Consider the following 22,782-nt stretch of genomic DNA (forward strand, 5'->3'; position numbering starts at 1 on the left):
GGACCGGTGTTGCGTTTGATCAGATTTTGAATGGCTCGAGCTCCCCTCCATGGGCGGCGAAACCCGAGTCGTAGATGTCGGCCTCGTCGCCGTTGCGACCGCCGTCGCCCGACCCCTCGCCGGGGGTCATGCGAACATGCAGGTAGGGCATCCAGACGTCGCCGAACTCGGCTTTCTGGTACCAAACGTCGATAACGTCGTAGCTCGCCCACATGCCATCCGGCTCGCGCAGGCGGATGCCCTCGCCGATCCGCGGCACCGCCGCAAAGCGGATGCGCGCCTGGTTCTGGTGCGTTTCGTTCTGGACTTCGATTTCGATCACGTCAGTGCGTCCCCAAGGTCTCTGCCGAATCTTGATAAGCGACAATGCTTGACGATTTACCAACGCGGAGCGCGTTTCTCCCCTCACACCCCTTCCAGCGGTGTGAAGCCGGATTTCAACTACTTGGCGGCGGATTTCTTCTTTGCCGCAGGTTTCTTCTTCGGCGCGGCCTTCTTGCGTTTCTTCTTGGCCGGGCCCTTGGCCGCACGGGCATCGATCAGCTCGATCGCCTTGGCCGCCTCGATATCCTCGGGCTTGATATCCTTGGGTATCGTCGCGTTAACGTTACCGTCGGTGACATAGGGGCCATAGCGGCCCGGCATGACCTTGATCTCGCCGCCGCTGGTCGGGTGCTCGCCTAGCGTCTTGATGGGTTCGGCCTTGGCGCGACCGCCACCCTTGCGATTCGCCGCTTCGGCCAGCAGCGTGACCGCCGCGTTCATCCCGGTGTCGAACACATCGCGGGTGCTCTGCAGCTTGGCGTATTTGCCGTCGTGGCGGAGATAGGGGCCATAGCGCCCGATCGCCGCCTCGATCTCCTTGCCGGTTTCCGGGTGTGCTCCGATGATGCGCGGAAGGTCGAGCAGCTTGACCGCCCATTCGAGATCGAAGTCGTCGACGTCCTTCGGGATCGAGGCGCGCTTCTTCTTCTCGTCGACCTCCATTTCGACATAAGGCCCGAAGCGACCCGATTTGCGATGAATTTCCGCGCCGGTTTCGGGGTGCGTGCCCATCAGCCCATCTTCGGCCGGGTCGGAGCCATCCGCGCCCGGCTGGGCGAAGCGGCGGGTGTATTTGCACTCGGGATAGTTCTGGCACGCGACGAAGGCACCGAACCGCCCCCCGCGCAGCGACAGCTTGCCGCCTTCGCGCCCTTCCTGCTCGCACAGCGGGCAGAAACGCGGATCCTTGCCATCCTCGCGCGGCGGGAAGAGATAATCGGAAAGGTATTCGTCGAGCACCTCGGTGACTTCCGAGGGGAGCTTCTCCATCACCTCTTCGGTCTTGGGTTTGAAGTCCTTCCAGAAGTTGGCGAGCAGTTCCTTGTAGTCTTCGCGCCCGTCGGAAACGGTATCGAGTTCCTCTTCCATGCCTGCAGTGAAATCGTAGGCGACATAGGTCGGGAAGAAGCGTTCGAGGAAAGCGGTGAGCAGGCGCCCCGATTCCTCGGCGTGGAAGCGGCTTTTCTCCATCCGGACATAGTCGCGGTCGCGCAGCGTCTGGATGGTCGAGGCATAGGTCGACGGACGACCGATGCCGAGTTCCTCTAACCGCTTGACCAGACTCGCTTCCGAAAAACGCGGCGGCGGCTGGGTGAAGTGCTGGTTCGCCTCGACCGCGTTCTTGGCCGGAACGTCGCCCTGTTTCATCGCGGGAAGCAGGCCCTCCTCGTCGTCTTCCTTGTCGTCGAACCCTTCCTGGTAGACGGCGAAGAAGCCGGGAAACTTGATGACCTGGCCGGTCGCACGCAGCTCGTGCTGGCCGGTGGCATCGCGCAGCGTCACGGTGGTGCGCTCGAGTTGCGCCGCGGCCATCTGGCTCGCCATCGCGCGCTTGAAGATAAGGTCGTAGAGCTTGGCCTCGTCGCCCGTGCCCGCCTTTTCGCGGCTGAAATTGGTCGGGCGGATCGCTTCGTGCGCTTCCTGCGCGTTCTTCGCCTTGGTCGAGTAGAAGCGCGGTTTCTCCGGACGGTATTCGGCAGCGAAGCGTTCTTCGATCGCATCGCGGCATGCCATGATCGCGCCCATGTCCATCTGCACGCCATCGGTACGCATGTAGGTGATCGCACCCGCTTCGTAGAGCGACTGCGCGAGCCGCATCGTGTGGCTGGCCGAGAACCCGAGCTTGCGCGCGGCCTCCTGCTGCATGGTCGAGGTTGTGAACGGCGGCGCGGGGTTTCGCTTGAGCGGTTTGGTCTCGACGCCTTCGACGGTGAACTTGCCGCCTTCGACAGCCGCCTTCGCCTCGTTGGCGATGCCTTCGTGGCCAAGGCTGAGCTTTTCCAGCTTCTCGCCCTTGAAGCGCACCAGCCGCGCGTCGAATTCGGTCCCGTCGTGCTGGAGCTTGGCGAGCACCGACCAGTATTCGTCGGGCCTGAATGCCTCGATCTCGCGTTCGCGATCGACGATCAGCCGCAGCGCCACGGATTGCACGCGGCCCGCCGATTTCGCCCCGGGCAGCTTGCGCCACAGGACCGGCGAGAGTGTGAAACCGAACAGGTAATCGAGCGCGCGGCGCGCAAGATAGGCGTCGATCAGCGGCTGGTCGAGCTCGCGCGGCCTCTTCATCGCCTCGCTCACGGCGCTTTTTGTGATCGCGTTGAAAGTGACGCGGTCGACCTTCGTCGGCAGCGCCTTACGCTTCTTTAGCAGTTCCTGCACATGCCAGCTGATCGCTTCGCCTTCGCGGTCGGGGTCGGTCGCGAGCACCAGCCGCGACGCATCCTTGGCCGCGTCGGCGATTTCCTTGAAGCGCTTTTGCTTGTCGCGATAAAGCTCCCAATCCATCGCGAAATCCTCGTCCGGGCGGACACTGCCATCCTTGGGCGGCAGGTCGCGGACATGGCCGTAGCTGGCGAGGACCTTGAAGTCGTCGCCCAGATATTTCTCGATTGTCTTCGCCTTGGCCGGCGACTCAACGATGACGAGTTGCATGATTGTGGTCTGATTTCCCTACACGTGTACGTACGCGCGAGAGTGGGGTCGGGTTTCTACAGGCGTCAAGCGCGGAATTTCACAGCCGCCGAAAATGCGAAATCACTCGAAAACCTCGGCCAGTTCCCCGGCGTCGTCGCGAAGCAGGCGGTAGGCGCCGACCGCGAAAGCGGCGAAGATGATCGTCGAGATCGCTTCGGAGATTGCCGAGACGACAGCGGCACCGATGGAAGCTGTCCCCCCAAAGAGCAAGGTCGATCCACCCAGGATTCCGCCGATGACCATTTTGATAATCAACAGGATCAATCCCGCCCCGAAGATCGACCAGCTGCGTCCACGCGTCATTTCCCAGCTGGCGCCGAAGGTATCCATCGCCGGCAGCCTGCCTTCGATGACGAGCGGCAGGGCGATGAGCCAGCGGATTGCGAGAATAACACCCGGCACGATCAGGAACACCAGGCCGAACAGGATCCCCAGCATGGTCAGGATGTATATCCCAATCCACGGCCAGAACCGGTTCAGATCCAGCGCCGTGGTTCGCCGGACCATCCCGGCATAGAGCCAGAACTGGAGAACGATCGCTGCGATGACGACGGCCAGGACCACGACCACCGCAAGCGCACCCAATGCCAGCAGGTTCTCGCCTACGCCGAAGCCGAAATCGAATCCCGATATCGTGGTGTCTCCGCCCTGGAAGAAATACCCGACCGCACTCAGCGGGATGGTGACGGCAAGGTAGATGCCGATCAGTTGGGTGTTCGCGCCGATCTCCGCAAAAGTCTGGCTCAGCAGGTTTGAAAGCGTTGCTTCGCGATTCATGGTGTCGGTCAGTCCCTTTGAGAAATCTCGATTATCGGCTTGCACCGCTCAGGCTGACCAGTCCACCCGCATGGCGCTCCAGTTCCCCGGCAATTTCGAGTTCCAATAAGGCCATATGCACGGCGGGCGCGCTCGCGCCGGACTGGCGAATGAGTTCGTCCACGGCAATGGGCGCGGTCGAAAGCAGGCCGGATATCGCTTCGCCGCCTTCGACCGGATCGGCTTCCGCCAATTCGCTGTAATCGAATTCGGGCGCATCCTCGGCGACCCGAAAGCTCGATCGCGGCGCGCCTGTGAAGCTCTCGAGCAGTTCGATCACCTCTTCAGGCGATTGCACCAGCACCGCGCCGTCGCGGATCAGCTGGTTGCAGCCGAGCGATCGCGTGTCGAGCGGCGAACCCGGGATCGCCATCACTTCCCTGCCCGCCTCGCCCGCCAACCGCGCGGTGATGAGCGATCCGGACTTGGGCGCGGCCTCGACAACCAGCGTGCCGCTCGCGAGGCCCGCGATGATACGGTTGCGGCTCGGAAAATGCCGCCCGCGCGGCTCGGTGCCGGGCGGCTGTTCGGCGATGAGCAAGCCCTCTCTGGCGATCTGCTCCTGCAAGTCGGCGTGCTGGGGCGGATAGGCGATGTCGATCCCGCTTGCGATCACGCCGATGGTGCGCGGGAAAGCGCCCTCGTGGGCCGCGCCGTCGATACCGCGGGCAAGGCCGGAGACGACGGTAAAGCCCGCTTGCGCCAGCTCGGATGCGAAGTTGCGTGCCAGCTTGGCCGCCGCTGCGCTGGCATTGCGCGCACCGACCATCGCCACGCAAGGTGCGCTCGCCAGCGACAGGTCGCCACGACAGGTGAGGATCGGCGGTGCGCTCTCCAATTCGGCGAGCAGTTCGGGATAGTCGGGCTGGTCATGGAACAGATAGCGCGCGCCAGCCTTGCGCACCTCGGCGACTTCGCGTTCGATCCGGTCGGCGTGGGCCGGTGTGTAACCGCCCTTCCCCTTGCGCGCGAGATCGGGCAGCGCTTCCAGCGCCGCTTCGGCCGTGCCGAACCGCGCCAGGAGCTGCGTGTAGCTGACCGGGCCGATGTTCGGAGAGCGCAGCAGCCGGATGCGGGCGAAGGCTTCGGGCTGCGACAGCGCCTGTCCTGAGCCCGTCGGACCGGTCACTTCTTGCTGCCGACTTTCGGTTCTTCGCCGCGCATCAGCCGCCCGATATTGGCCCGGTGGAGCCAATAGACGAGCACGGTCGCAATGCCGATTATCACCCCGAACCGCCACCATCCGAGATAGACCGCGGCGCCGATCGCCGCGAGCGGCGCGGTCAGTCCGGCAACCGAGCTGATCCGTGTCACAGCGAGCATCGCCACCCATGTCAGCGCATAGGCGAGCCCGACAGGCCAGAGCAGGCCGAAACACGCGCCACCCAGCGTCGCGACGCCTTTCCCGCCCTTGAACTTCAACCAGACCGGAAAGCAGTGTCCGAGCACCACGCCGAGCAGCGTCCATCCGGCAGCCGGGGGAGAAATCGTCCATGCGAACCAGACCGGGAAGAACCCTTTGAGCATGTCGAACAGCAATGTCGCCGCCGCCAGCCCCTTGTTCCCGGTGCGAAGCACGTTGGTCGCGCCGATATTGCCGCTGCCGATGCTGCGGACATCGCCCATCCCGGCCGCCTTGGTCAGCAGCAGGCCGAACGGGATCGATCCGATCAGATAACCCGCAAGCATCGCGAGCAGGGTTTCGGTGTTGAATGTCATACAAGCGGCCTTCGAAAGATCCCGGGCAAGGCGATTGCAAAGCCCCGCTTCCCTTTTTTCAATGCCTAAGTAAAAGACCGGCCCACCACAAGTTCACATCGAGCGATTGCAACCATTACCGAGGCATCCTCCCCCATCCTTGTTTTCGATTCCGGCGTCGGCGGGCTCTCGGTGCTCGCCGAGCTACGCACGGCGTTGCCCGATGCCCCGGTCATCTTCGCCGCCGACCAGGCGGGCCTGCCCTATGGCGCCAAGTCGGAGGCCGAAGTTGCTGCACGGGTGTGCGGATTGCTGGGGCGGATGGCGGAGCGTTATCGCCCTCGCCTCATCTGCATCGCCTGCAACACCGCCAGCACGATCGCGCTCGGCATGGTCCGCGATGTGCTCGAGATACCGATCGTGGGCACAGTCCCCGCGATCAAGCCGGCTGCTGCGCTGACGAAAACCGGCGTGATCGGATTGCTCGGCACCGAGGCGACGATCCGGCAGGCCTATGTCGATAATCTTGAACGCGAATTTGCATCGGACAAGCTGCTATTGCGCCATGCGGCGCCGGGCCTTGTCGATCCGGCTGAAGCCAAACTGCGCGGACAGCCGGTAAACCCCTCCGATGTCGAGGCGGCCGTGGCGGGCCTTCTCGCCAAGCCCGAGGCGGACAAGATCGATACGGTCGTGCTCGCCTGTACTCACTTCCCGTTGCTGCGCGATGAACTTGCCGCAGTGCTTGGCCCCGAGGTGGCGCTGGTCGATGGCGCAGCAGGTATTGCGCGACGCATCGTCTCACTCACGCAGGGCCAGGACTTCGAGCGCAGCGAGCGCAGCCAGCCCGATTTTGCCGTAACCACCGGAGCAATCGAGGATTTTGATGCCCTGCAATCCGAGCTCAGGCGATACGGCATCGAGGAAATTCGCGCGTTTTAGCTGCGAATGGCTCGCAAAGATCGATGTGGCAAAATCGATCACGGTTTCCTAGATAACCGCGAAACATTCGGGCGCTTTCTGGGTTATTGACGCAAAGTGCCGGTGAGGAAGCAGCAGACCAAGAGCGTGCCCAAGTGAATTACGATCACATCTTCGACCAGGCGATCGACCGCCTTCACGAGGAAGGCCGCTACCGCGTCTTCATCGACATCTTGCGCAACAAGGGCGCCTATCCCAACGCACGCTGCTTCCACGGGCACAACGGGCCCAAGCCGATCACTGTGTGGTGCTCGAACGACTATCTGTGCATGGGGCAGCACGAAAAAGTGATCGGCGCGATGGAAGAGGCGCTCCACGATGTCGGCGCGGGCTCCGGCGGCACGCGGAATATCGGCGGCAACACCCACCTGCACGTCCAGCTTGAGAATGAACTCGCCGATCTCCACCGCAAGCAAGGCGCGCTGCTGTTCACCAGCGGTTACGTCTCGAACGATGCGACGCTGTCGACACTCGCCAAGCTGTTGCCGGGCTGCGTGATCTTTTCCGACGAACTCAACCACGCGAGCATGATCGCAGGCATCCGCAATTCGGGCTGCGAAAAGCGCGTTTTCCGTCACAACGATCTGAAGCACCTCGAACAGCTGCTCGCGGCCGAGGATGCTGACACGCCCAAGGTTATCGCCTTCGAGAGCGTCTATTCGATGGATGGCGACGTCGCCCCGATCCACGCGATCTGCGACCTTGCCGAAAAATACAACGCGCTGACCTATATCGACGAGGTCCATGCGGTCGGCATGTATGGTGCGCGTGGCGGCGGGATTTCGGAGCGCGACAACGCCGCACACCGGATCGACATCATCGAAGGCACGCTGGGCAAAGCGTTTGGCGTGATGGGCGGTTACATCGCCTCGAGCAAGCGAGTGATCGACTGCATCCGTTCCTACGCGCCCGGCTTCATCTTTACGACCTCGCTGAGCCCGGTTCTGGTCGCAGGCGTCCTCGCATCGGTCCGCCATCTCAAGGAATCCTCGGTCGAGCGGAACGCCCAGCAGCAGGCCGCAGCGATGCTCAAGCTGAAATTCGCCGAAGCCGGACTGCCGGTGATGGACAGCGTTACCCATATCGTCCCGCTGATGGTGGGCGACCCGGTGCGCGCGAAGAAGATCAGCGACATCCTGCTCGCCGAATACGGCGTTTACGTGCAGCCGATCAACTTCCCGACCGTCCCGCGCGGCACCGAGCGCCTGCGCTTCACCCCCGGCCCGATGCACTCCGAAGAAATGATGGACGAGCTGACGGAAGCGCTGGTCGAGATCTGGGACCGGCTGGATATGGAACTGGCCGAGGCGGCATAACCGCTCCTATTGCTCTCCCCGCCCGCACGGGTTTCACCAATACCTGCCTCCAGACGATGGAGCCTGAAACGCGGCCATGCGGCGGTTGAAACCGTCGCGACATGACGCTGGAATACAATTGCCCACTGGGCAGCTTGGCTAATCCTGTGGCTCGGGGCTTGCAGGAGTGATTCATGAAATTTGTACGTTTGTTGGGCGCAGGCGCGCTCGCACTGGCTGTTGCTGCATGCGGTGGAGGAGGCGGTTCGGCGCCGCCGCCCACGACTGGCGGTGGTGGGGGAACGCCTGCACCATCGCCATCGCCATCGCCTACGCCTACATCGGTCAGTTACACCAAATTCGACGATCTGACCGGTGATCGGGAGTTCAACACTGCCTGTTCGCTCAACCCCACGATAAGTGGCGGTCAGGGATTCGGCGGTATCACGCTTTTCACCGACTTCTTCACCTTCGCGTTCACCGAGGCTTCCGAGACATGGAGAGTGGCAGGTCCGACGTTGTCTGACACTTTCGATTCCAGTTTCGGTCCGTCGGACATTTCGTCCCAACAAGCAGGCGAATTTACCCTCTACCGACGCGAAATCACGGTGAATGGTAATAGCGTTCCCGAATTTTTTGTTCTTATTACTCCGCAGCTTGCAAACGGATCTGTCGATTATGTGCGCGGGGGAGATGCGGTCCTGTTCGGGATCAACAGCCAGACACAGGCATTCTATCGCTGCGTATTTGGCGTGCCGACGGAGCTGGATGACGCATTACCGGCCAGCACAGTCAGCTACGATCAGTTCGTTTCGGCAAACGGCAATGCAAGGGTGACCGATGGCGCGGGCGTGGTAACCCAGTACAACATCGAAGACACGCAGATCGAAGTCACGGCAAACCCCGCCAATGGCGAAATCACGGTAACTCTGGATGTGCGCGGTCGGGAAGTCACGCGCGATCCGACCACCGGCCAGATAACGACTTCGAGCACCGTGACGCAGCTTGGCACCTTTACCGGCAATACCGCTATCGATGGCACAATTCAGGGATTCGAAGGGGGACTGTCCGACAGCAACGGCCAGTTCGTTGGGGAATATTCCGGCTGGTTTTTCGGCCCGCAAGGGATCGAGCTGGGCATCGCGCTCCACGGCACGCAAAACCGCAATGATGCCTCCACCCTGACCTTTGGCGTTTCGATGGCAGGCCCACGAGGCTGAGCGCCCTAGTGTTCTTTGCCTCACTGGCGACATGGGCTAGCAGTCTGTCCAACCAGTAGGGGAGAGAATTGTGGGCGGGAACGAGAAGCAGACGTTTGAAGAGGTGGTGCGCGGGCGGCGTTCGATCCGCGGCTATCTCGACAAGCCGGTGCCGCGCGCGCTGATCGAGGAGATTCTCGAGATGGCGATGCGCTCGCCGACCTCGATGAACACGCAGCCGTGGCACTTCCACGTGATCACCGGAGAGCCTCTCGATCGTATCCGCAAGGGCAACACCGAGAACATCCTCGCGGGCGTCCCCGACAGCCGCGAGTTCCGCCGGGGCGAGCCCTTCGCGGGGGTCCATCGCGAGCGGCAGGTAGAAGTCGCCAAGCAGTTGTTCGGCGCAATGGGGATCGAGCGCGACGACAAGGAAGGTCGGCAGGACTGGGTGCTGCGCGGCTTCCGCCAGTTCGACGCGCCGGTGTGCGTGATCGTGACCTACGACAAGGAACTCTCCGGCAGCGACGACACCGCCTTCGATTGCGGTGCGGCGACAACCGCGCTGGTCAACGCCGCCTGGTCGCGCGGGCTCGGCTGCGTCATCAACTCGCAAGGGATCATGCAATCGCCCGTGGTGCGCGAACATGCGGGCATTCCGGACGATCAGGTGATCATGAAAGCGGTTGCGATGGGCTGGCCCGATCCGGACTTCCCCGCGAACCGGGTCTACACCAACCGCAAGCCGAAAGAGGATGCGGTGCGATTTGTGGGGTTTGGGTAGAGCTACCCCAACTCGCACCTACCGCAACTATCGTCTTCCGGTGGCGCTGCTCTCGAGGATGGTGAGTTCCTCGCAGCATTCCCGATCTTATTCAGCGATTGCTTCGCTAGCGGCTGCAGCGCCGAGCACGTAAGGCATGGCATCAACGAGCTCGTATCCCGGCATCCGGCGCACGAAATGCCTCAGCCACGTTGCGTGTCCGCTGCCCACGATCAGGAAGACCCGGTCGCCCGGCTCGGCCACCAGATCGAGTTTGGCGAACATTTTCGCATTGCGCATGTACCAATAGGCGTTGAGCTCCGCGCCCGGCTGCTCATCGCCGTTGCCAATGCTCAGCATCGGGTAATAAACTGCGTCATGACCGGCATCGACAACGGCAGCGTCGTTGTGAAAGATCAGGCTTTCGGCGATGGACTGCCGGGGTAGCTTGGCCTGTTCGGCTCCGATGCGCTCCTGCACCACCGAGAATAACTGTTCGAGCAAATCGCCCTGTCCATTGGCTTGCGCGTAGGCCTGAACCTTGCCGATCGGGAAGTAGTCCGGCTCGCCCTCGCCCGGTTGCTCGTCGATCCCGTAAACTGTCTTGAGGCCGATAGTGTGCGCGAGCCGGAAACCGATCTGCACACTCTCGTTGCGCGTCGATGCGAGAAGCTCCTGGACTTCGTCAAAGCCTTCAAGCTCGAGCCCCGGAGCGGCAGCGCGCGATTCGACCGCAACCTTGGTTGGATTCCACTGAGCGAGGGTCTGCACGAGAACTTCGATCTCGCGCTGGCGCTGCGGCGTCAGGACGTCGTCCACTTCCAGATTGATCACATCGCGGCCGGGATTGGCGAAATGGTAGGTCCCAAACACCATTACCTGGATGGCATCGGGCGTGGGCTCTGGAGTGTCCTGAGCGCTGGCGGCAACGCTGGTCAGCGCAAACGCTAGGCCGGTTATGATCGTACGGAACATGCAATCCTCCTTGGTGTGTTACTACACTAATTCACCAAGACTTGGGTCGCAAGCTCTTACCGCAGGTTCACAACGTTATCGCTCGCCTCGCGCACGCGGGTGCCGTTGAACAGGCTCAGCATCGGCTCGTCGGTCACGATCACCTGCTCGGCGTCGCCGAAACCGTTGAAGCCGGTCTTCATCGCAGCGCCATAGGCGCCGAGCATCCCGATCTCGATATAATCGCCCGCCTGGATATCTCCGGGCAGCGGAAACGGGCCGGCCATGTAGTCGGCATCGTCGCAGGTCGGGCCGTAGAACGCGAAATCCTCGAGCGGGTCGCGCAAATCGTCTTCGAGCGCGTTCACAGGGAAGCGCCAGGCGACGTGCGCGGCATCGTAGAGCGCGCCATAGGCCCCGTCGTTGATGTAGAGCTCGTTCCCGCGGCGCTTTTCGACCTTCACGATCATGCTCGAATATTCCGCGCACAGCGCGCGGCCGGGCTCGCACCACAGCTCGGCGTTGTAGGCGATCGGCAGCGCGTAGAAGTGCTGGTGAATGATCGCGAAGTAATCCTCGAGCGGCGGCGGCTCCATGCCCGGATAAATCGACGGGAAGCCACCGCCGACATCGATCATGTCGATCACCACCGAAGCCTCGGCAATCGCCGCGCGAGTGCGGTCCAATGCCTGCACGAAGGCGAACGGCGTCATCGCCTGGCTGCCGACGTGGAAACACACGCCCAGCCAGTCGCAATGCTGGCGGGTCTGCTGGAGCAACTGCGGCGCTTCGAGCAGGTCGCAGCCGAACTTGCTGGCCAGCGAAAGCTCGGAATACTCGGACGAGACGCGCAGCCGCACGCACAGTCGCAGGTCGGTCGCGGCCTCACCGGTCTCGGGATCGCGGCAGGCTTCGACGATCTTTTCGAGCTCCTCGACGCTGTCGAGACTGAACGTCTTTACGCCGTGCTTGAAATAGGCTTCGCGGATCGCGCTTGGCGTCTTGATCGGGTGCATGAAGCACAGCGTCGCATCGGGCAGGCGCTCGCGCACCAGCCGCACTTCTGCGATCGAGGCGACGTCGTAATGCGTGACGCCCGCGTTCCACAGCACCTCGATGAGGTCGGGCGCAGGATTGGCCTTTACCGCATACAGCACCTTGCCCGGAAACCGGTCGACAAAGAACTTCGCCGCGCGCGTCGCCGCGTGCGGACGGTTGAGGATGACGGGTTCGTCGGGCTTGAGAGCCTGAGCTACAGCCTTGGCGTCAGTGTGTTGGAGCAATTCAAGGGACCCCCTAAGGTTCAGTGTTCAACCAAACGGTTACGAGCCTGCCTTGCGGTATCGTCCCTTGGGGCAGAAGAAGGGCGCATATAGTGCCTTCGCGCCTGAGCGCAAATGAATTTCGCGCGGCAGATTGCAATCCGTCGGTCGCCGGTAACCGGCGTTCTGATAATCAACGGAATGTCAGCTGAATGTTCCGAAAAACTCCGCCGCTTCGGCGGGCCGTGCAGCCTGTTCGTCAGAATGCGACCGCAGGAGTTTGGTCGACCGTGCCTTTCTCGCTGTCGTCGAGCCGATGGAAATCGGCCTCCGAAAAGCCCAGGGCTCCGGCGAACACTACCGCAGGGAAGCTCTCGCGGGCCGTATTGAAGCGCGCGACCGCAGCATTGAGCGCGCGGCGCGCGGCCGCCAGTTTGTCCTCGATATCGGCGAGTTCGCGCTGCAATTCCTGGAAATTGGCAGAGGCCTTGAGGTCAGGATAGGCCTCTCCCAGCGCCAGCAGGTTGTCGAGCGCGATCTTGAGGCCCTGTTCCGTCTCCGAGGAGGGATTGCCCTTGGCGGCGGTGTTGCGCGCCTGGATCACCGCCTCGAGAGTCGAGCTTTCATGCCCGGCATAGCCCTTCACCGTCTCGACGAGGTTGGGGATCAGGTCGTGCCGCTGGCGCAGTTGGGCGTCGATATCGGCGACCCCCTGACGCACATTCTGTCGCAGCCCGACAAGGTTGTTGTAGATCCCGATGACAAGGACGACGAGCACCCCGACGACACCGAGAACGATCCAGAACCACAATCCCATGAGTTTCTTCCCCTGCTGTGTTGGGCAACCTTATACTAACCTCAATTGGTTAAGGGAACACATCGCGCTATAGCGCGCGTGGACGGGGTATATGCAGGCAGACGTCACAGCATTGATGCAGGGGGAGCTGGGCGACTGGCTCCGGCAGCAATCCGCCATGCGCGCCGAGGCGAAGAAAGAGGCGTTCTCGCGCTGGATCTGGGGCGGCGCTGCGCTTCTGCCGATCCTTGCCTTTCTGTGGTTCGCACCGCTCGGCCTGGGCGGCTGGCGGATGATCATCACCGTGCTCGCCTTCTCAGGGGTTTCCGCGTGGGGCTATGTCCCGATCAACAAGGCCCGGCGTGCGATCAAGATCGGGATCAATTCGGCGATCGCCCGCAGCCTCGGCATCGAATACGAACACGATGTCGAACCGGGCGGCGAATTCCATGCGTGCAAGACATACGGCCTCGTCCCGTCCTACGATCGTGACAGTTTCGAGGATCGCTGGTTCGGCCAGATCGAGGGCCACGGGTTCGAACTGTATGAGAGCCATCTCGAAGAGCGGCGCGGATCGGGCAAGAACCGCCGCTGGGTGACGGTGTTTCGCGGAGCGATCGTCAACATGGAATTCGGCCGTCCGTTCCACTCGACGACGCTGCTGCAACGGGCGGGCAAGCACAAGAAGTGGTTCGGACTCGGAGGTCGCAAGGACAGCGTGAACTTCGGCGGTCACCGGCTCGACTATGTCGATCAGGTGCACCCCGCATTCGACGACGTGTTCGAGCTGTGGAGCGACGATCAGGTCGAAGCCAGGGTGCTGGTCCACCCTTCCTATGTCGAACACCTGCTGGCACTCGAAAAGGCATTTCGGGGCGAGGCGGTGCGCGCGCTTTTCTCGCGCGGGTCGGTGGTAATCGCGGTGCAGAGTGGCAACCTCTTCGAAAGCGGCTCGCTCAGCGCCTTTGGCGACGAGCAACGTGTGGCCGAAGCGGCGGCCCAATTCGGCTCGCTTGCGGAACTGGCTCTGGCGATCAACCAGAACGAGCGCGGCCGGGTGATGGGCGCGGGCGCGAACGAAATCACCCCGGGAGACCGTCGGCGGGTGCGACGCCAGAGCGGTTTCGGGCGCAAGGACGCCTAGCTGAGCCGATTGCGGAAATCCTCATAATCGAAGCGCTTGACGCATTCGAGCGCGTCCGTCTCGCTGTCCCAGAGCCAGATGCTCGGCAGCTGCACCCCGTTGAAGGTGTTGGTTTTCACCATCGAATAATGCGCCTGGTCGAGAAAGGCGAAGCGCGCTCCGGGTTCCGCGGGGACCGGCAAGCGATAGTCGCCGATTACGTCTCCTGCGAGGCACGACGGGCCGCCCAGCCGGATCGGGATTTGCCCCTCGTCGGTGACCTCGCCCAGCATCGCCGGACGGTAGGGCGCTTCGAGAACGTCGGGCATATGACAGGTTGCGGAGATATCGGTGATGCCGATCGGAACCTCGTTGAAACCGGTATCGAGCAGCGTGCCGACCAGAATGCCCGCGTCGAGCGCCACGGCCTCGCCCGGCTCGATGATGATCTCCGCGCCGGTGTCTTCCGCCGCATCGCGCAGGAATTCGACCAGTTCGTCGCGCTCGTAATCGGCGCGGGTGATGTGGTGCCCGCCGCCCATGTTGATCCACTTCAGTTGCCCGAACCAGGGTTCGATCGCATCGAACACGCGGTCCCAGGTCTGGCGCAGCGGCTCGAAGGTCTGCTCGCACAGATTGTGGAAGTGGATGCCCTCGACGCCCTCCATGTGGTCCTCGGTCAGCTGGTCGAGAGGGAAGCCCAGCCGCGAACCGGGGGCGGAAGGATCGTATTTCGCCACTTCGCCGGTCGGCACCTGCGGATTGATGCGCAGGCCCACCGAGACATCGCCGCCGGTCACCGCCGCCTGATCGAGGATCAGCGCGGCGCGCTGCATCTGGCCGGGCGAGTTGAAAATCACATGGTCGGACAGGCGACAGATTTCCTCCAGCTCCTCCGGTTTGAAAGCTGCCGAATAGGTCGCGATTTCGCCATCGTAGAATTCGGACGCCAGCCGTGCTTCCCATAGCCCGCTGGTCGAGGCGCCATCGAGGTACTCGCCGATGATGTGCGCCGTCGACCACATCGAGAAAGCCTTGAGCGCAGCGAACACCTTGATGCTCGCGCCGTCGCTCGCCGCGCGATCGCGAATGTCGGCGAGGATCTGGCAATTGGCGCGCAGCTTGGCCGCGTCCACCACGAAGGCGGGGCTGTCCACGCGGGAAAGGTCGAAATGGGCGAACGCGCCCGGATCACCGGCTTTTGTTTCCATGCGCGCCAGATAGTCACAAAGCGGCCCCGCTGGAAGGTCCAGCGAGGCCGCCGCCCACCATTTGCCACCCGCCTACTTGCTGGCCGACCGCTCCTTGCGGAATTCATAGGTGCGGTGGAAGTCGTTGAGATCCTCGAGATAGCTCGGATACGAAGTGCCGAAAGCGAAGTCGGAATTGTCGCCGTAGAGCACCAGGATGCCCTCGAGCGGTTCGTCGCCATCGTTGACGATCCTGTGCTTCACGAATTGCGGGATGAAGATGCTCATCCCCTTGCTGATTTCGACCGGGCCGTCGTCACTGTAGAGCGTGGCCTTGCCGCTCGTCACCACGAACAAGTTGGGCATCTGACCGAATTCCATGCGCGGATCGTCGTTTGCGGTTTCCTGCGGCCCGATGCTGAAATGCATGATGCGAAAGCCCTTCATCATGTGCAGCGCGGTCGCTTGGGCGCCATGCGTCATAAGCGAATTGTCGCGCCCGAACCGGGTGATCTGCGGCTTGCCCTTGGTGAAGAAGTGCGACAGCGCGAGATACATGTCGCCCTCGTCGCCCGAGGTCGATTTGAAGCCGTCCATATCGCGCGTTTCGACACCGACGCGGTCGCTCCCGAAGCTCTGCATCGCCGCCGTGCCGGCATTGACCTCGCCAGAGGCAATCTTTTCGAGCACATCGAGGCTCGCGAGCTGGAAATACCAGGTCGGCGAAGCTGGTTCGCCGCGCGCAAGGGTTACATCATGCGGCCCGAAACTGTGATCGGTCAGGCGACCACGCGGCGAAGCCACTTCCTTGTGTTTCACCTCGACGCTCCACCATTGCTGGCCAAGCTTGATTCCGAAGCTCGCATCCAGCGCCATCGGATCGGTGCGGTAATCCTCAACAAAGTCGCGAAGGATCGTTTCCGCCCGCTCGATTTCGGCGTCACTGATCGCCTCGACGCTTTCGACCTGATTGTTGTGCTGAGCCATCGCCACTCCCGGTATCGCCAGCGCTGCAAGGCCCGCCAGCATGATCGATTTGATACGCATAATCCACTCCTCCTGTATTGGTGTCATAAATAAGCAATACACATGCGCAGTATCTTAAGCAAACGTTTAATTTAAGGGTCGCCGGTTCTCCCCCTCAGCGCGCGGGAAAACATAGCGGCGAGCGTTTCCGTGAAGGTCTCGAGGTCGGGCGTACTCATCGGCGAATCGAGCTTGCTTGCCGTCGCCTCGCGCATCCGGGTCGCAACGATGTAGTGGATCAGTGGGCCGACGATGGCGAGGTGGACGATTTGTGGATCCCAGCCCCGCGCTTCGGCATCGAGCGGCAGCACATCGAGCACACTTTCGGTCAGCGCCATGAAACTGCGCAGCGTGTTGGCAGTGTCGGGGTTGAGCAGTCGGTCAGGGTCCATCTGCTCGCGCAGGATCATCGGCGCAAGATGCGGCTGCGAGGCGATCGCGCGCGACAGGATACGCACAAGTTCGCGCTCTGGATTGGTCGCGTTGGCAAGATCGCCCTCGCTCGCCAGCCTTTGCGCTTCGGTCACGGCATCGGCGAGGATCTCGTCATAGAGCCCACCCTTGCCCTTGAAATGATACGAGACAAGCGCCTGGTTGCCCCCGGCACGCTCGGCAATGTCGCGCACGCCGGTTGCGCGATAGCCGCGTGTCGCGAATAACTCCGCCCCCGCCTCCTTGATTGCGGCGCGGGTGTCGAGCGTGCGCTGCTGGGTCGCGCGAGACTTGGTCTTGGTGGAAGCCATACGCGCGAGCTTAAACGCGCGTTTAATTTGGGTCAAAAAGCCCTGAACGCGCCCGGATCACCGGCTTTCGTTTCCATGACGGCGAATTTGGGGACGAGGCAAGGATTAGCCAGTCCCGCTTGGGGATTGGGACGTCAATCGCAACAAGGGGCGCCCCGATTTGAGGCGCCCCTTGGCGAGTTTGGATTGTCAGTCACGATCCTCGGGGCGAACCATGACGCGGGCGCGCAGCTCTCCCGCATAGGAATACCCGCGGTCCATCGCGGCCTCCGATCCGCCGAACCAGATGAAACCGCCATAGCCGGTGGCGATATAGGTGCTCGATATGCCTGTTTCGACACCCTGAATCCCGTCGCCAACCATCGCGTTGTTGGTGGTGACAAGCGCATAGGCTTCGCCGACTTGAGGTTCAAACTGCACCGAAAGCATTCCGGAACGGAAGTTGTACTGATCGCGATCGAACTCGCGAAGCATCTCGCCCTCGCTGTCGAGCAGAGCGACATTGACCGCCATCACCCGCGCCGCCTCGAGCTGCGACCCGATTTCGACTACCCCGCGAGTGGGCAGGCGATAGACGACATAAGGCCCGCGCTCCCCCGCCAGCTCCAGACACGGCGTTTCGGCATGGATCCGCGTCTTCTCGTTCAGCGAATTCTTGCCCTCAGCAAGTGTCAGATCGATCGGCTCGGCAAAGGACGGCGTGGTGACGCAATCTGTCACTTCATAGGTTGTGACGGCTGCTGGCGGCGTTGTCGTGCAAGCGCACAACAACGCCGAAGCGCCGGCGATGGTTACGATACGAACACCGCTCATCGCGATCACCGCAACAGATTGATCGCCGCGTCAACCGTGCTGCGCAGCGCCATGTCGAGACCTTCGGCAAGGCGCTCGGGATTTTCGACCATGTCTTCGCGATCTTCGAAACCGTATTCGCCATCCGGCGTCAGTGTAATCGCGCCGTCCTGTCCGCCGAGCGAGTTGAAAACGATGCGGTTTTCCATCAGCAGATTTCCGGTCCCGACTTCGACAAGGCGAACGTCGGCGGTGACATGCGGGCGCCAGGTCTGGCTGCCTGCGGTGACATAGCCGAAGCTCGTTACCACGAAGTCGAGATTGGCCTGGGCCCCATCGCCCGCAGCCGGATAATCGACCAGAAATTCGCGCTCCTCACGCTCCCCCGACTGCGCAACGGTCGCTGCGAGGCCGCGCTCGGCAAGCTTTTCGACCAGATACGCTTCGATTTCGGCTTCCGGTGCGTAACCGATCCCGTCAAGCGCTTCGTTGAGAGCCTTCTTTCGGCTCGACTACACGCCGGAATCGATCAGCGCTCCGAGCAGTCCGAAGTTCGAACCGACCGACGCGGCTTCGTAAGCGACGACTTCCTCTGGTAGGATATCGCCAGCAACGGCGACTTCGGTAAGAGGTGTGGCAGGAGCCGAATACGGCTTGCCAACATAAGGAGACGCACACGCGCCAAGCGATAGCGCGACAGCCGCCGCAACCAATCTCTTCATGAAAATTTCCCCTGTAGTACGACCCTTGCGCGAGACCCCTCACCGCAAGAACGTCCGGACGGACGCGAATCAATATCTGCCAGACAAATCGCTCCAAATAAACAGAAATGTCAGCACCGGACGACCGCAAGGGCTGGTGTCATTGCCGTGTCAAAATTCCACCGGCCCGTCCAGCTCCTTGACCTGCCACGGCAGGCCGTGCGCGTTGAGCATCTCCATGAAGGGATCGGGGTCCATCTGCTCCATGTTGAACACGCCCTCGCCCGACCATTTGCCGGTGACCATCATGGCCGATCCGATCATCGCTGGAACGCCAGTGGTGTAGGAGACCGCCTGATTGCCGGTCTCTTCATATGCTGCTTCATGCGAGCAGATATTGTTGATGTAGAACGTCTTTTCGCCCGACCCGTCGAGCGCTTCTCCGGTCGCGATGCAGCCGATATTGGTGTTACCCTTGGTCGTCTCGCCCAGCGTCTCGGGCTTGGGCAGCACCGCGGCGAGGAATTGCAACGGGATGATTTCCTTGCCCTTGTACTTGATCGGATCGATCCGCGTCATGCCGACATTCTGCAGCACGGTGAGGTGCTTGATGTACTCATCGCCGAAGGTCATCCAGAAGCGCGCACGCTCCATTTCGGGGTTGAACTTGGCGAGGCTTTCCAGCTCCTCGTGATACATCATGTACATGTTCTTGGGGCCGACGCCCTCGAAGTCGAATTCGACCTTTTTGCCCATCGCCGGGGTCTCGACGAACTCGCCATTCTCCCAATGGCGCGCGGGCGCAGTCACTTCGCGGATGTTGATTTCCGGGTTGAAGTTGGTGGCAAACGCCTGACCGTGATCGCCGCCGTTGCAATCGAGGATGTCGAGCGTGCGAATGGTCTTGAGCTTGTGCTTCTTGAGCCACATGGTGAACACGCTGGTCACGCCCGGATCGAAACCCGATCCCAGCAGCGCCATCAGCCCCGCTTCCTTGAAGCGGTCGTGATAGGCCCACTGCCACTTGTATTCGAACTTCGCTTCGTCCTTGGGCTCGTAATTCGCGGTGTCGAGGTAATGCACGCCCGCTTCGAGGCAGGCGTCCATGATCGGAAGGTCCTGGTATGGCAGCGCGAGGTTGACCACCAGGCTGGGCTGCGTCTTCTTGATGAGGTTGACCATCGCCGGGACTTCCTCGGCGTCGATTTCATAGGTGGAGATCTCGACCCCGGTGCGCTCTTTCACACTTGCGGCAATTGCGTCGCACTTCGATTTGGTGCGGCTGGCGAGATGGATTTCGGAAAAGATATCCGCATTCATCGCCATTTTGTGGACGCAGACCGAGCTCACCCCGCCTGCTCCGATTACCAGAACTGTCGACATGTTTGTCACCTTTCGAATTCGAATCTTGTGCGCGCATTAGGGCAATGCGCTAATGCAAACAAATGATCCGAGAAGACATGAGAAAACCGACCGCCGAAGGCGTCGCCGCCGCGCTGGAAAGCCTTAAGGCGATCCCCCTTCCCCCGACCCCGCTGCTGCCGGTCGAGATCGACGGCGTGCGGTGCCATGTGAAAGCGGAGAACCTGCAACCGATCGGCGCCTTCAAGATCAGAGGCGCGTGGTGGAGGCTCAATAATCTCGAGGGCGATCATGCGGTCGCCGTGTCGAGCGGCAACCACGCGCAGGGCGTCGCCTTTGCGGCGAAGCGGCTGGGGCTGAAAGCGACCATCGTGATGCCGCACGATGCGCCCGAGGTGAAACTCGCCAACACCCGCGCGCTGGGAGCCGAAGTCGTACTCTACCAGCGCCCGGGCGAGGATCGCGACGAGGTTGCCGCCAGAATCATCGCGGAAAGCGGCGGAGTTCTGGTCCATGCCTTTGGCGATCCGTGGGTGATGGAAGGGCAAGGCACGGCAGGCCTGGAAGCCACCGAACAACTCGGACGCGAGCCGACCCGCGTCATCACCTGCTGCGGGGGCGGAGGACTGGCGGTGGGTCTTTCGCTCGCCTGTCCGAACGCCGCGATCCATCTGGTCGAGCCCGAAGGCTGGGACATGGTCGGGCAGGCGCTAGCCGCTGGCCAGCTGGTACACGTCGCCGCCGATCCGCCCAAGACCATCTGCGATGCGCTCCAGCCCAACGTGACCAAGCAGCTCAATCTCGACATGCTTGAGGGCCGCGCCGAGCCGGGGGTAACGGTGACCGACGAGGAGGTCCGGCAAGCGCAGCGCTGGGCCTTCGCAAACCTGCGCCTCGTGCTCGAACCGGGCGGCGCGGCTGCGCTCGCGGCGGCGCTGGCTGGCAAGGTGCCGCTCGATGAAGGCACGGTCATCATGCTCACCGGCGGCAACGCCGATCCCGCGCGCTTTGCCGAGACGATCGCCGCCTGATAGGTTGCATTTGACAATCTGTCTTGGCTCTCGCAGGTAACGCCACAGGAAAAAGAGGGATCGTTCCGATGCAAGCTCAGATACTCGCCCCCGCCGCAGTGCTCGTGGTCTGGTCGCTCGTCATGCTCTACTGGATGGCGCTGACCCGCCTGCCCGCGATGAAGAAGGCGGGTGTCGACATGGGAGCTAGGCCTGGCGGACGTGGGCAGGACCTGGAAGGTCAGATCGACCAGAAGGTGCAATGGAAATCGCACAACTACTCGCACCTGATGGAGCAGCCGACGCTGTTCTACGCGACCGTCGTGATCCTTGCGCTGGTAGGAGCAGGAGCGATCGACGTAATGCTCGCATGGGCTTATGTCGGGCTTCGGATCATCCATTCCCTGTGGCAGGCGACGGTGAACAAGGTTCCCGTCCGGTTCCTGCTGTTCGTGGCGTCAAGCGCCGCACTGACCATCCTCGCCATTCGCGCAGCTGCGGTCACCCTGTTCGCAGACCCCAGCGCCGTCTCGTAAACAACAACGGAAGTCACAAATGATCGGAATGGAGATCCTGCAACCTGTCGTCGCGCTCGCGATCTGGACCATGGTGATGTGGGTGTGGATGTATGCCACCCGCATCCCGGCGATGAGCAAGTCGCCCGATGTCGGCAGCCCGGCTCGACTGGTGGGCACGACCGGTTCCGAATTGCGCGGGAAGCTGCCCGAAAAGGTCAACTGGAAAGCCGACAATTACAACCACCTGCACGAACAGCCGACCGTTTTCTATGCCGTTGCGATCGTGCTCGCCATTGTCGGTGCGGGGGACGGGATGAACGCCTTCCTGGCGTGGATCTACGTCGGTCTGCGCGTCGCGCACAGCCTCGTGCAGGCGACCGCCAACAGGGTGCTGGTGCGTTTCGTCCTGTTCGCTCTGTCCAGCGTGGTGCTGATCGCGCTCATCTTCGATGCGGCAATGGTCGTGTTCGAAACCGGCAGCAAGGGTTTCGCGGGCTAGGTCACTCCGCCGCCTCGCGCGCTTCTTCGAGCGTGGCGAGGAACCGTTCGCCATCGAGCGCGGCCATGCAGCCCATGCCCGCAGCGGTGACCGCCTGACGGTAGACGTGGTCGGTCACGTCTCCGGCTGCGAACACGCCGGGAACGGCGGTCTTGGGCGTGCCCGGCTCGGTCAGCAGATAGCCGCCATCGTCCATCGGCAGCTTGCCCTTGAACAGCTCGGTCGCGGGCGCGTGGCCGATCGCGACAAAGGCCCCGTCGACTTCCAGCGTCGATGTCTCGCCGGTTTGCGTATCCTTGAGGACAAGATGATGCAGCGCACCATCCTCGCCCGCTTCGAAGCTCTCGACCGTCTTGTTCCAGAGCGTCGAGATCTTGGGATGCTTGAGCAGGCGGTCCTGAAGGATCTTTTCGGCGCGCAACTCGTCGCGGCGGTGGATCAGCGTCACGTCGTCTGAGTGGTTGGTCAGGTACAGCGCTTCTTCGACCGCGGTGTTGCCGCCACCGATCACCGCGACTTTCTTACCGCGGTAAAAGAACCCGTCGCAGGTCGCGCACGCAGACACGCCTTTGCCGCCCAGTTCCTGTTCGCCCGGCACGCCGAGCCATTTCGCCTGCGCGCCGGTGCAGATCACCAGCGTATCGCCGATATATTCGTCGCCGCTGTCGCCGATCGCGCGGAACGGGGGACCGCTATCGAGATCGACCGAGACGATCGTGTCCCACATCATCCGCGTGCCGACATGCTCGGCCTGCTTCTGCATCTGCTCCATCAGCCACGGTCCCTGGATCACCTCCTCGAAGCCCGGATAGTTTTCGACATCGGTGGTGATAGTCAGCTGGCCGCCCGGCTGCAGCCCCTGCACCACGATCGGTTCGAGCATCGCGCGCGCCGCATAGATCGCGGCGGAATAGCCTGCGGGGCCAGAGCCGATGATGAGCATCTTGGTGTGATGGGTAGCCATGAAATCCGAATCCTGTCTGCGTGATAGACCGACTTAGGCGCTCGGCTGCCGGGCTTCAATTCGTCGGCGCGA

Annotated in this window: 24 protein-coding genes; 8 read left to right on the forward strand and 16 right to left on the reverse strand. The window is 62.2% G+C overall.

The window, feature by feature from the left end; translation table 11 throughout:
* Nucleotides 1-19 precede the first annotated feature (19 nt).
* From ACI5KX_RS10440 to plsY, 5 genes are all read right to left on the reverse strand, one after another.
* The gene (locus ACI5KX_RS10440; protein WP_406810598.1) at nt 20-322 is read right to left on the reverse strand and encodes a hypothetical protein; all 303 of its coding nucleotides are present in this window, start codon (nt 320-322) and stop codon (nt 20-22) included.
* A 119-nt stretch (nt 323-441) separates the two neighbouring features.
* Entirely contained in the window at nt 442-2,976 is a 2,535-nt protein-coding gene (topA, locus tag ACI5KX_RS10445; RefSeq protein WP_406810599.1) for a type I DNA topoisomerase, read from the reverse strand.
* 102 nt (nt 2,977-3,078) lie between these two features.
* The gene (locus ACI5KX_RS10450) at nt 3,079-3,795 is read right to left on the reverse strand and encodes a glycerophosphoryl diester phosphodiesterase membrane domain-containing protein (protein WP_406810600.1); all 717 of its coding nucleotides are present in this window, start codon (nt 3,793-3,795) and stop codon (nt 3,079-3,081) included.
* A gap of 31 nt (nt 3,796-3,826) precedes the next feature.
* Complete coding sequence (dprA, locus tag ACI5KX_RS10455) at nt 3,827-4,963, reverse strand: DNA-processing protein DprA (RefSeq protein ID WP_406810601.1); 1,137 nt, start codon at nt 4,961-4,963, stop codon at nt 3,827-3,829.
* A complete protein-coding gene (gene plsY / locus ACI5KX_RS10460) occupies nt 4,960-5,553 on the reverse strand; it encodes a glycerol-3-phosphate 1-O-acyltransferase PlsY (protein ID WP_406810602.1) in 594 nt (197 codons plus the stop codon). Before plsY ends, dprA begins: the two co-directional genes overlap by 4 nt.
* 105 nt (nt 5,554-5,658) lie before the next feature.
* Here plsY and murI point away from each other — a divergent pair, with 105 nt between their 5' ends.
* The 4 genes from murI to ACI5KX_RS10480 all read left to right on the forward strand — a co-directional run bounded on the left by murI (nt 5,659) and on the right by ACI5KX_RS10480 (nt 9,791).
* Nucleotides 5,659-6,474, forward strand: coding sequence for a glutamate racemase (gene murI / locus ACI5KX_RS10465; protein ID WP_406811359.1), 816 nt, complete (start codon nt 5,659-5,661; stop codon nt 6,472-6,474).
* A gap of 134 nt (nt 6,475-6,608) precedes the next feature.
* Nucleotides 6,609-7,829, forward strand: coding sequence for a 5-aminolevulinate synthase (gene hemA, locus ACI5KX_RS10470; RefSeq protein WP_406810603.1), 1,221 nt, complete (start codon nt 6,609-6,611; stop codon nt 7,827-7,829).
* Nucleotides 7,830-8,020: 191 nt separating this feature from the next.
* Nucleotides 8,021-9,028 (forward strand): hypothetical protein, encoded by a 1,008-nt coding sequence (locus tag ACI5KX_RS10475; RefSeq protein ID WP_406810604.1) that lies wholly within the window; start codon nt 8,021-8,023, stop codon nt 9,026-9,028.
* Nucleotides 9,029-9,098: 70 nt separating this feature from the next.
* Entirely contained in the window at nt 9,099-9,791 is a 693-nt protein-coding gene (locus tag ACI5KX_RS10480) for a nitroreductase (protein WP_406810605.1), read from the forward strand.
* Nucleotides 9,792-9,878: 87 nt separating this feature from the next.
* On the opposite strand, the gene ACI5KX_RS10485 is transcribed toward ACI5KX_RS10480, so the two are convergent.
* The 3 genes from ACI5KX_RS10485 to ACI5KX_RS10495 all read right to left on the reverse strand — a co-directional run bounded on the left by ACI5KX_RS10485 (nt 9,879) and on the right by ACI5KX_RS10495 (nt 12,803).
* Entirely contained in the window at nt 9,879-10,745 is an 867-nt protein-coding gene (locus tag ACI5KX_RS10485; protein ID WP_406810606.1) for a DUF5694 domain-containing protein, read from the reverse strand.
* A gap of 56 nt (nt 10,746-10,801) precedes the next feature.
* The gene (locus tag ACI5KX_RS10490; protein ID WP_406810607.1) at nt 10,802-12,007 is read right to left on the reverse strand and encodes a type III PLP-dependent enzyme; all 1,206 of its coding nucleotides are present in this window, start codon (nt 12,005-12,007) and stop codon (nt 10,802-10,804) included.
* Nucleotides 12,008-12,245: 238 nt separating this feature from the next.
* Nucleotides 12,246-12,803, reverse strand: coding sequence for a LemA family protein (locus ACI5KX_RS10495; RefSeq protein ID WP_406810608.1), 558 nt, complete (start codon nt 12,801-12,803; stop codon nt 12,246-12,248).
* A gap of 91 nt (nt 12,804-12,894) precedes the next feature.
* Between ACI5KX_RS10495 and ACI5KX_RS10500 the strand changes: the two genes are divergently transcribed.
* Nucleotides 12,895-13,926 carry a DUF3137 domain-containing protein gene (locus ACI5KX_RS10500; protein ID WP_406810609.1) on the forward strand — a complete coding sequence of 344 codons (1,032 nt, stop codon included), beginning with the start codon at nt 12,895-12,897 and terminating at the stop codon, nt 13,924-13,926.
* On the opposite strand, the gene ACI5KX_RS10505 is transcribed toward ACI5KX_RS10500, so the two are convergent.
* The 7 genes from ACI5KX_RS10505 to ACI5KX_RS10535 form a co-directional block, all read right to left on the reverse strand.
* Nucleotides 13,923-15,116, reverse strand: a complete 1,194-nt coding sequence (locus ACI5KX_RS10505; RefSeq protein WP_406810610.1) for a carboxynorspermidine decarboxylase — start codon at nt 15,114-15,116, stop codon at nt 13,923-13,925. The genes ACI5KX_RS10500 and ACI5KX_RS10505 overlap by 4 nt on opposite strands.
* Nucleotides 15,117-15,188: 72 nt before the next feature.
* The gene (locus ACI5KX_RS10510; RefSeq protein ID WP_406810611.1) at nt 15,189-16,142 is read right to left on the reverse strand and encodes a cupin domain-containing protein; all 954 of its coding nucleotides are present in this window, start codon (nt 16,140-16,142) and stop codon (nt 15,189-15,191) included.
* A gap of 71 nt (nt 16,143-16,213) precedes the next feature.
* On the reverse strand, nt 16,214-16,864 hold the full coding sequence (locus ACI5KX_RS10515) for a TetR/AcrR family transcriptional regulator (RefSeq protein ID WP_406810612.1): 651 nt from the start codon (nt 16,862-16,864) through the stop codon (nt 16,214-16,216).
* Nucleotides 16,865-17,053: 189 nt separating this feature from the next.
* Nucleotides 17,054-17,677, reverse strand: a complete 624-nt coding sequence (locus ACI5KX_RS10520; protein WP_406810613.1) for a hypothetical protein — start codon at nt 17,675-17,677, stop codon at nt 17,054-17,056.
* Nucleotides 17,678-17,682: 5 nt separating this feature from the next.
* Nucleotides 17,683-17,967: a hypothetical protein gene (locus ACI5KX_RS10525; protein ID WP_406810614.1), complete on the reverse strand. Its 285-nt coding sequence runs from the start codon at nt 17,965-17,967 to the stop codon at nt 17,683-17,685.
* A 201-nt stretch (nt 17,968-18,168) separates the two neighbouring features.
* Nucleotides 18,169-18,378, reverse strand: coding sequence for a hypothetical protein (locus tag ACI5KX_RS10530; protein WP_406810615.1), 210 nt, complete (start codon nt 18,376-18,378; stop codon nt 18,169-18,171).
* Nucleotides 18,379-18,528: 150 nt separating this feature from the next.
* Complete coding sequence (locus tag ACI5KX_RS10535; protein ID WP_406810616.1) at nt 18,529-19,740, reverse strand: saccharopine dehydrogenase family protein; 1,212 nt, start codon at nt 19,738-19,740, stop codon at nt 18,529-18,531.
* A 77-nt stretch (nt 19,741-19,817) separates the two neighbouring features.
* On the opposite strand from ACI5KX_RS10535, the gene ACI5KX_RS10540 reads away from it, so the two are divergent.
* The 3 genes from ACI5KX_RS10540 to ACI5KX_RS10550 all read left to right on the forward strand — a co-directional run bounded on the left by ACI5KX_RS10540 (nt 19,818) and on the right by ACI5KX_RS10550 (nt 21,746).
* Nucleotides 19,818-20,750: a threonine/serine dehydratase gene (locus ACI5KX_RS10540; protein ID WP_406810617.1), complete on the forward strand. Its 933-nt coding sequence runs from the start codon at nt 19,818-19,820 to the stop codon at nt 20,748-20,750.
* Nucleotides 20,751-20,818: 68 nt separating this feature from the next.
* Complete coding sequence (locus ACI5KX_RS10545) at nt 20,819-21,265, forward strand: MAPEG family protein (RefSeq protein WP_406810618.1); 447 nt, start codon at nt 20,819-20,821, stop codon at nt 21,263-21,265.
* A 19-nt stretch (nt 21,266-21,284) separates the two neighbouring features.
* Nucleotides 21,285-21,746, forward strand: coding sequence for an MAPEG family protein (locus ACI5KX_RS10550; RefSeq protein ID WP_406810619.1), 462 nt, complete (start codon nt 21,285-21,287; stop codon nt 21,744-21,746).
* 1 nt (nt 21,747) lies between these two features.
* On the opposite strand, the gene trxB is transcribed toward ACI5KX_RS10550, so the two are convergent.
* Entirely contained in the window at nt 21,748-22,710 is a 963-nt protein-coding gene (gene trxB, locus ACI5KX_RS10555; RefSeq protein WP_406810620.1) for a thioredoxin-disulfide reductase, read from the reverse strand.
* Nucleotides 22,711-22,782 lie beyond the last annotated feature (72 nt).

The sequence above is a fragment of the Erythrobacter sp. GH1-10 genome (assembly GCF_045363165.1).
Classification (GTDB): Bacteria; Pseudomonadota; Alphaproteobacteria; order Sphingomonadales; family Sphingomonadaceae; genus Erythrobacter.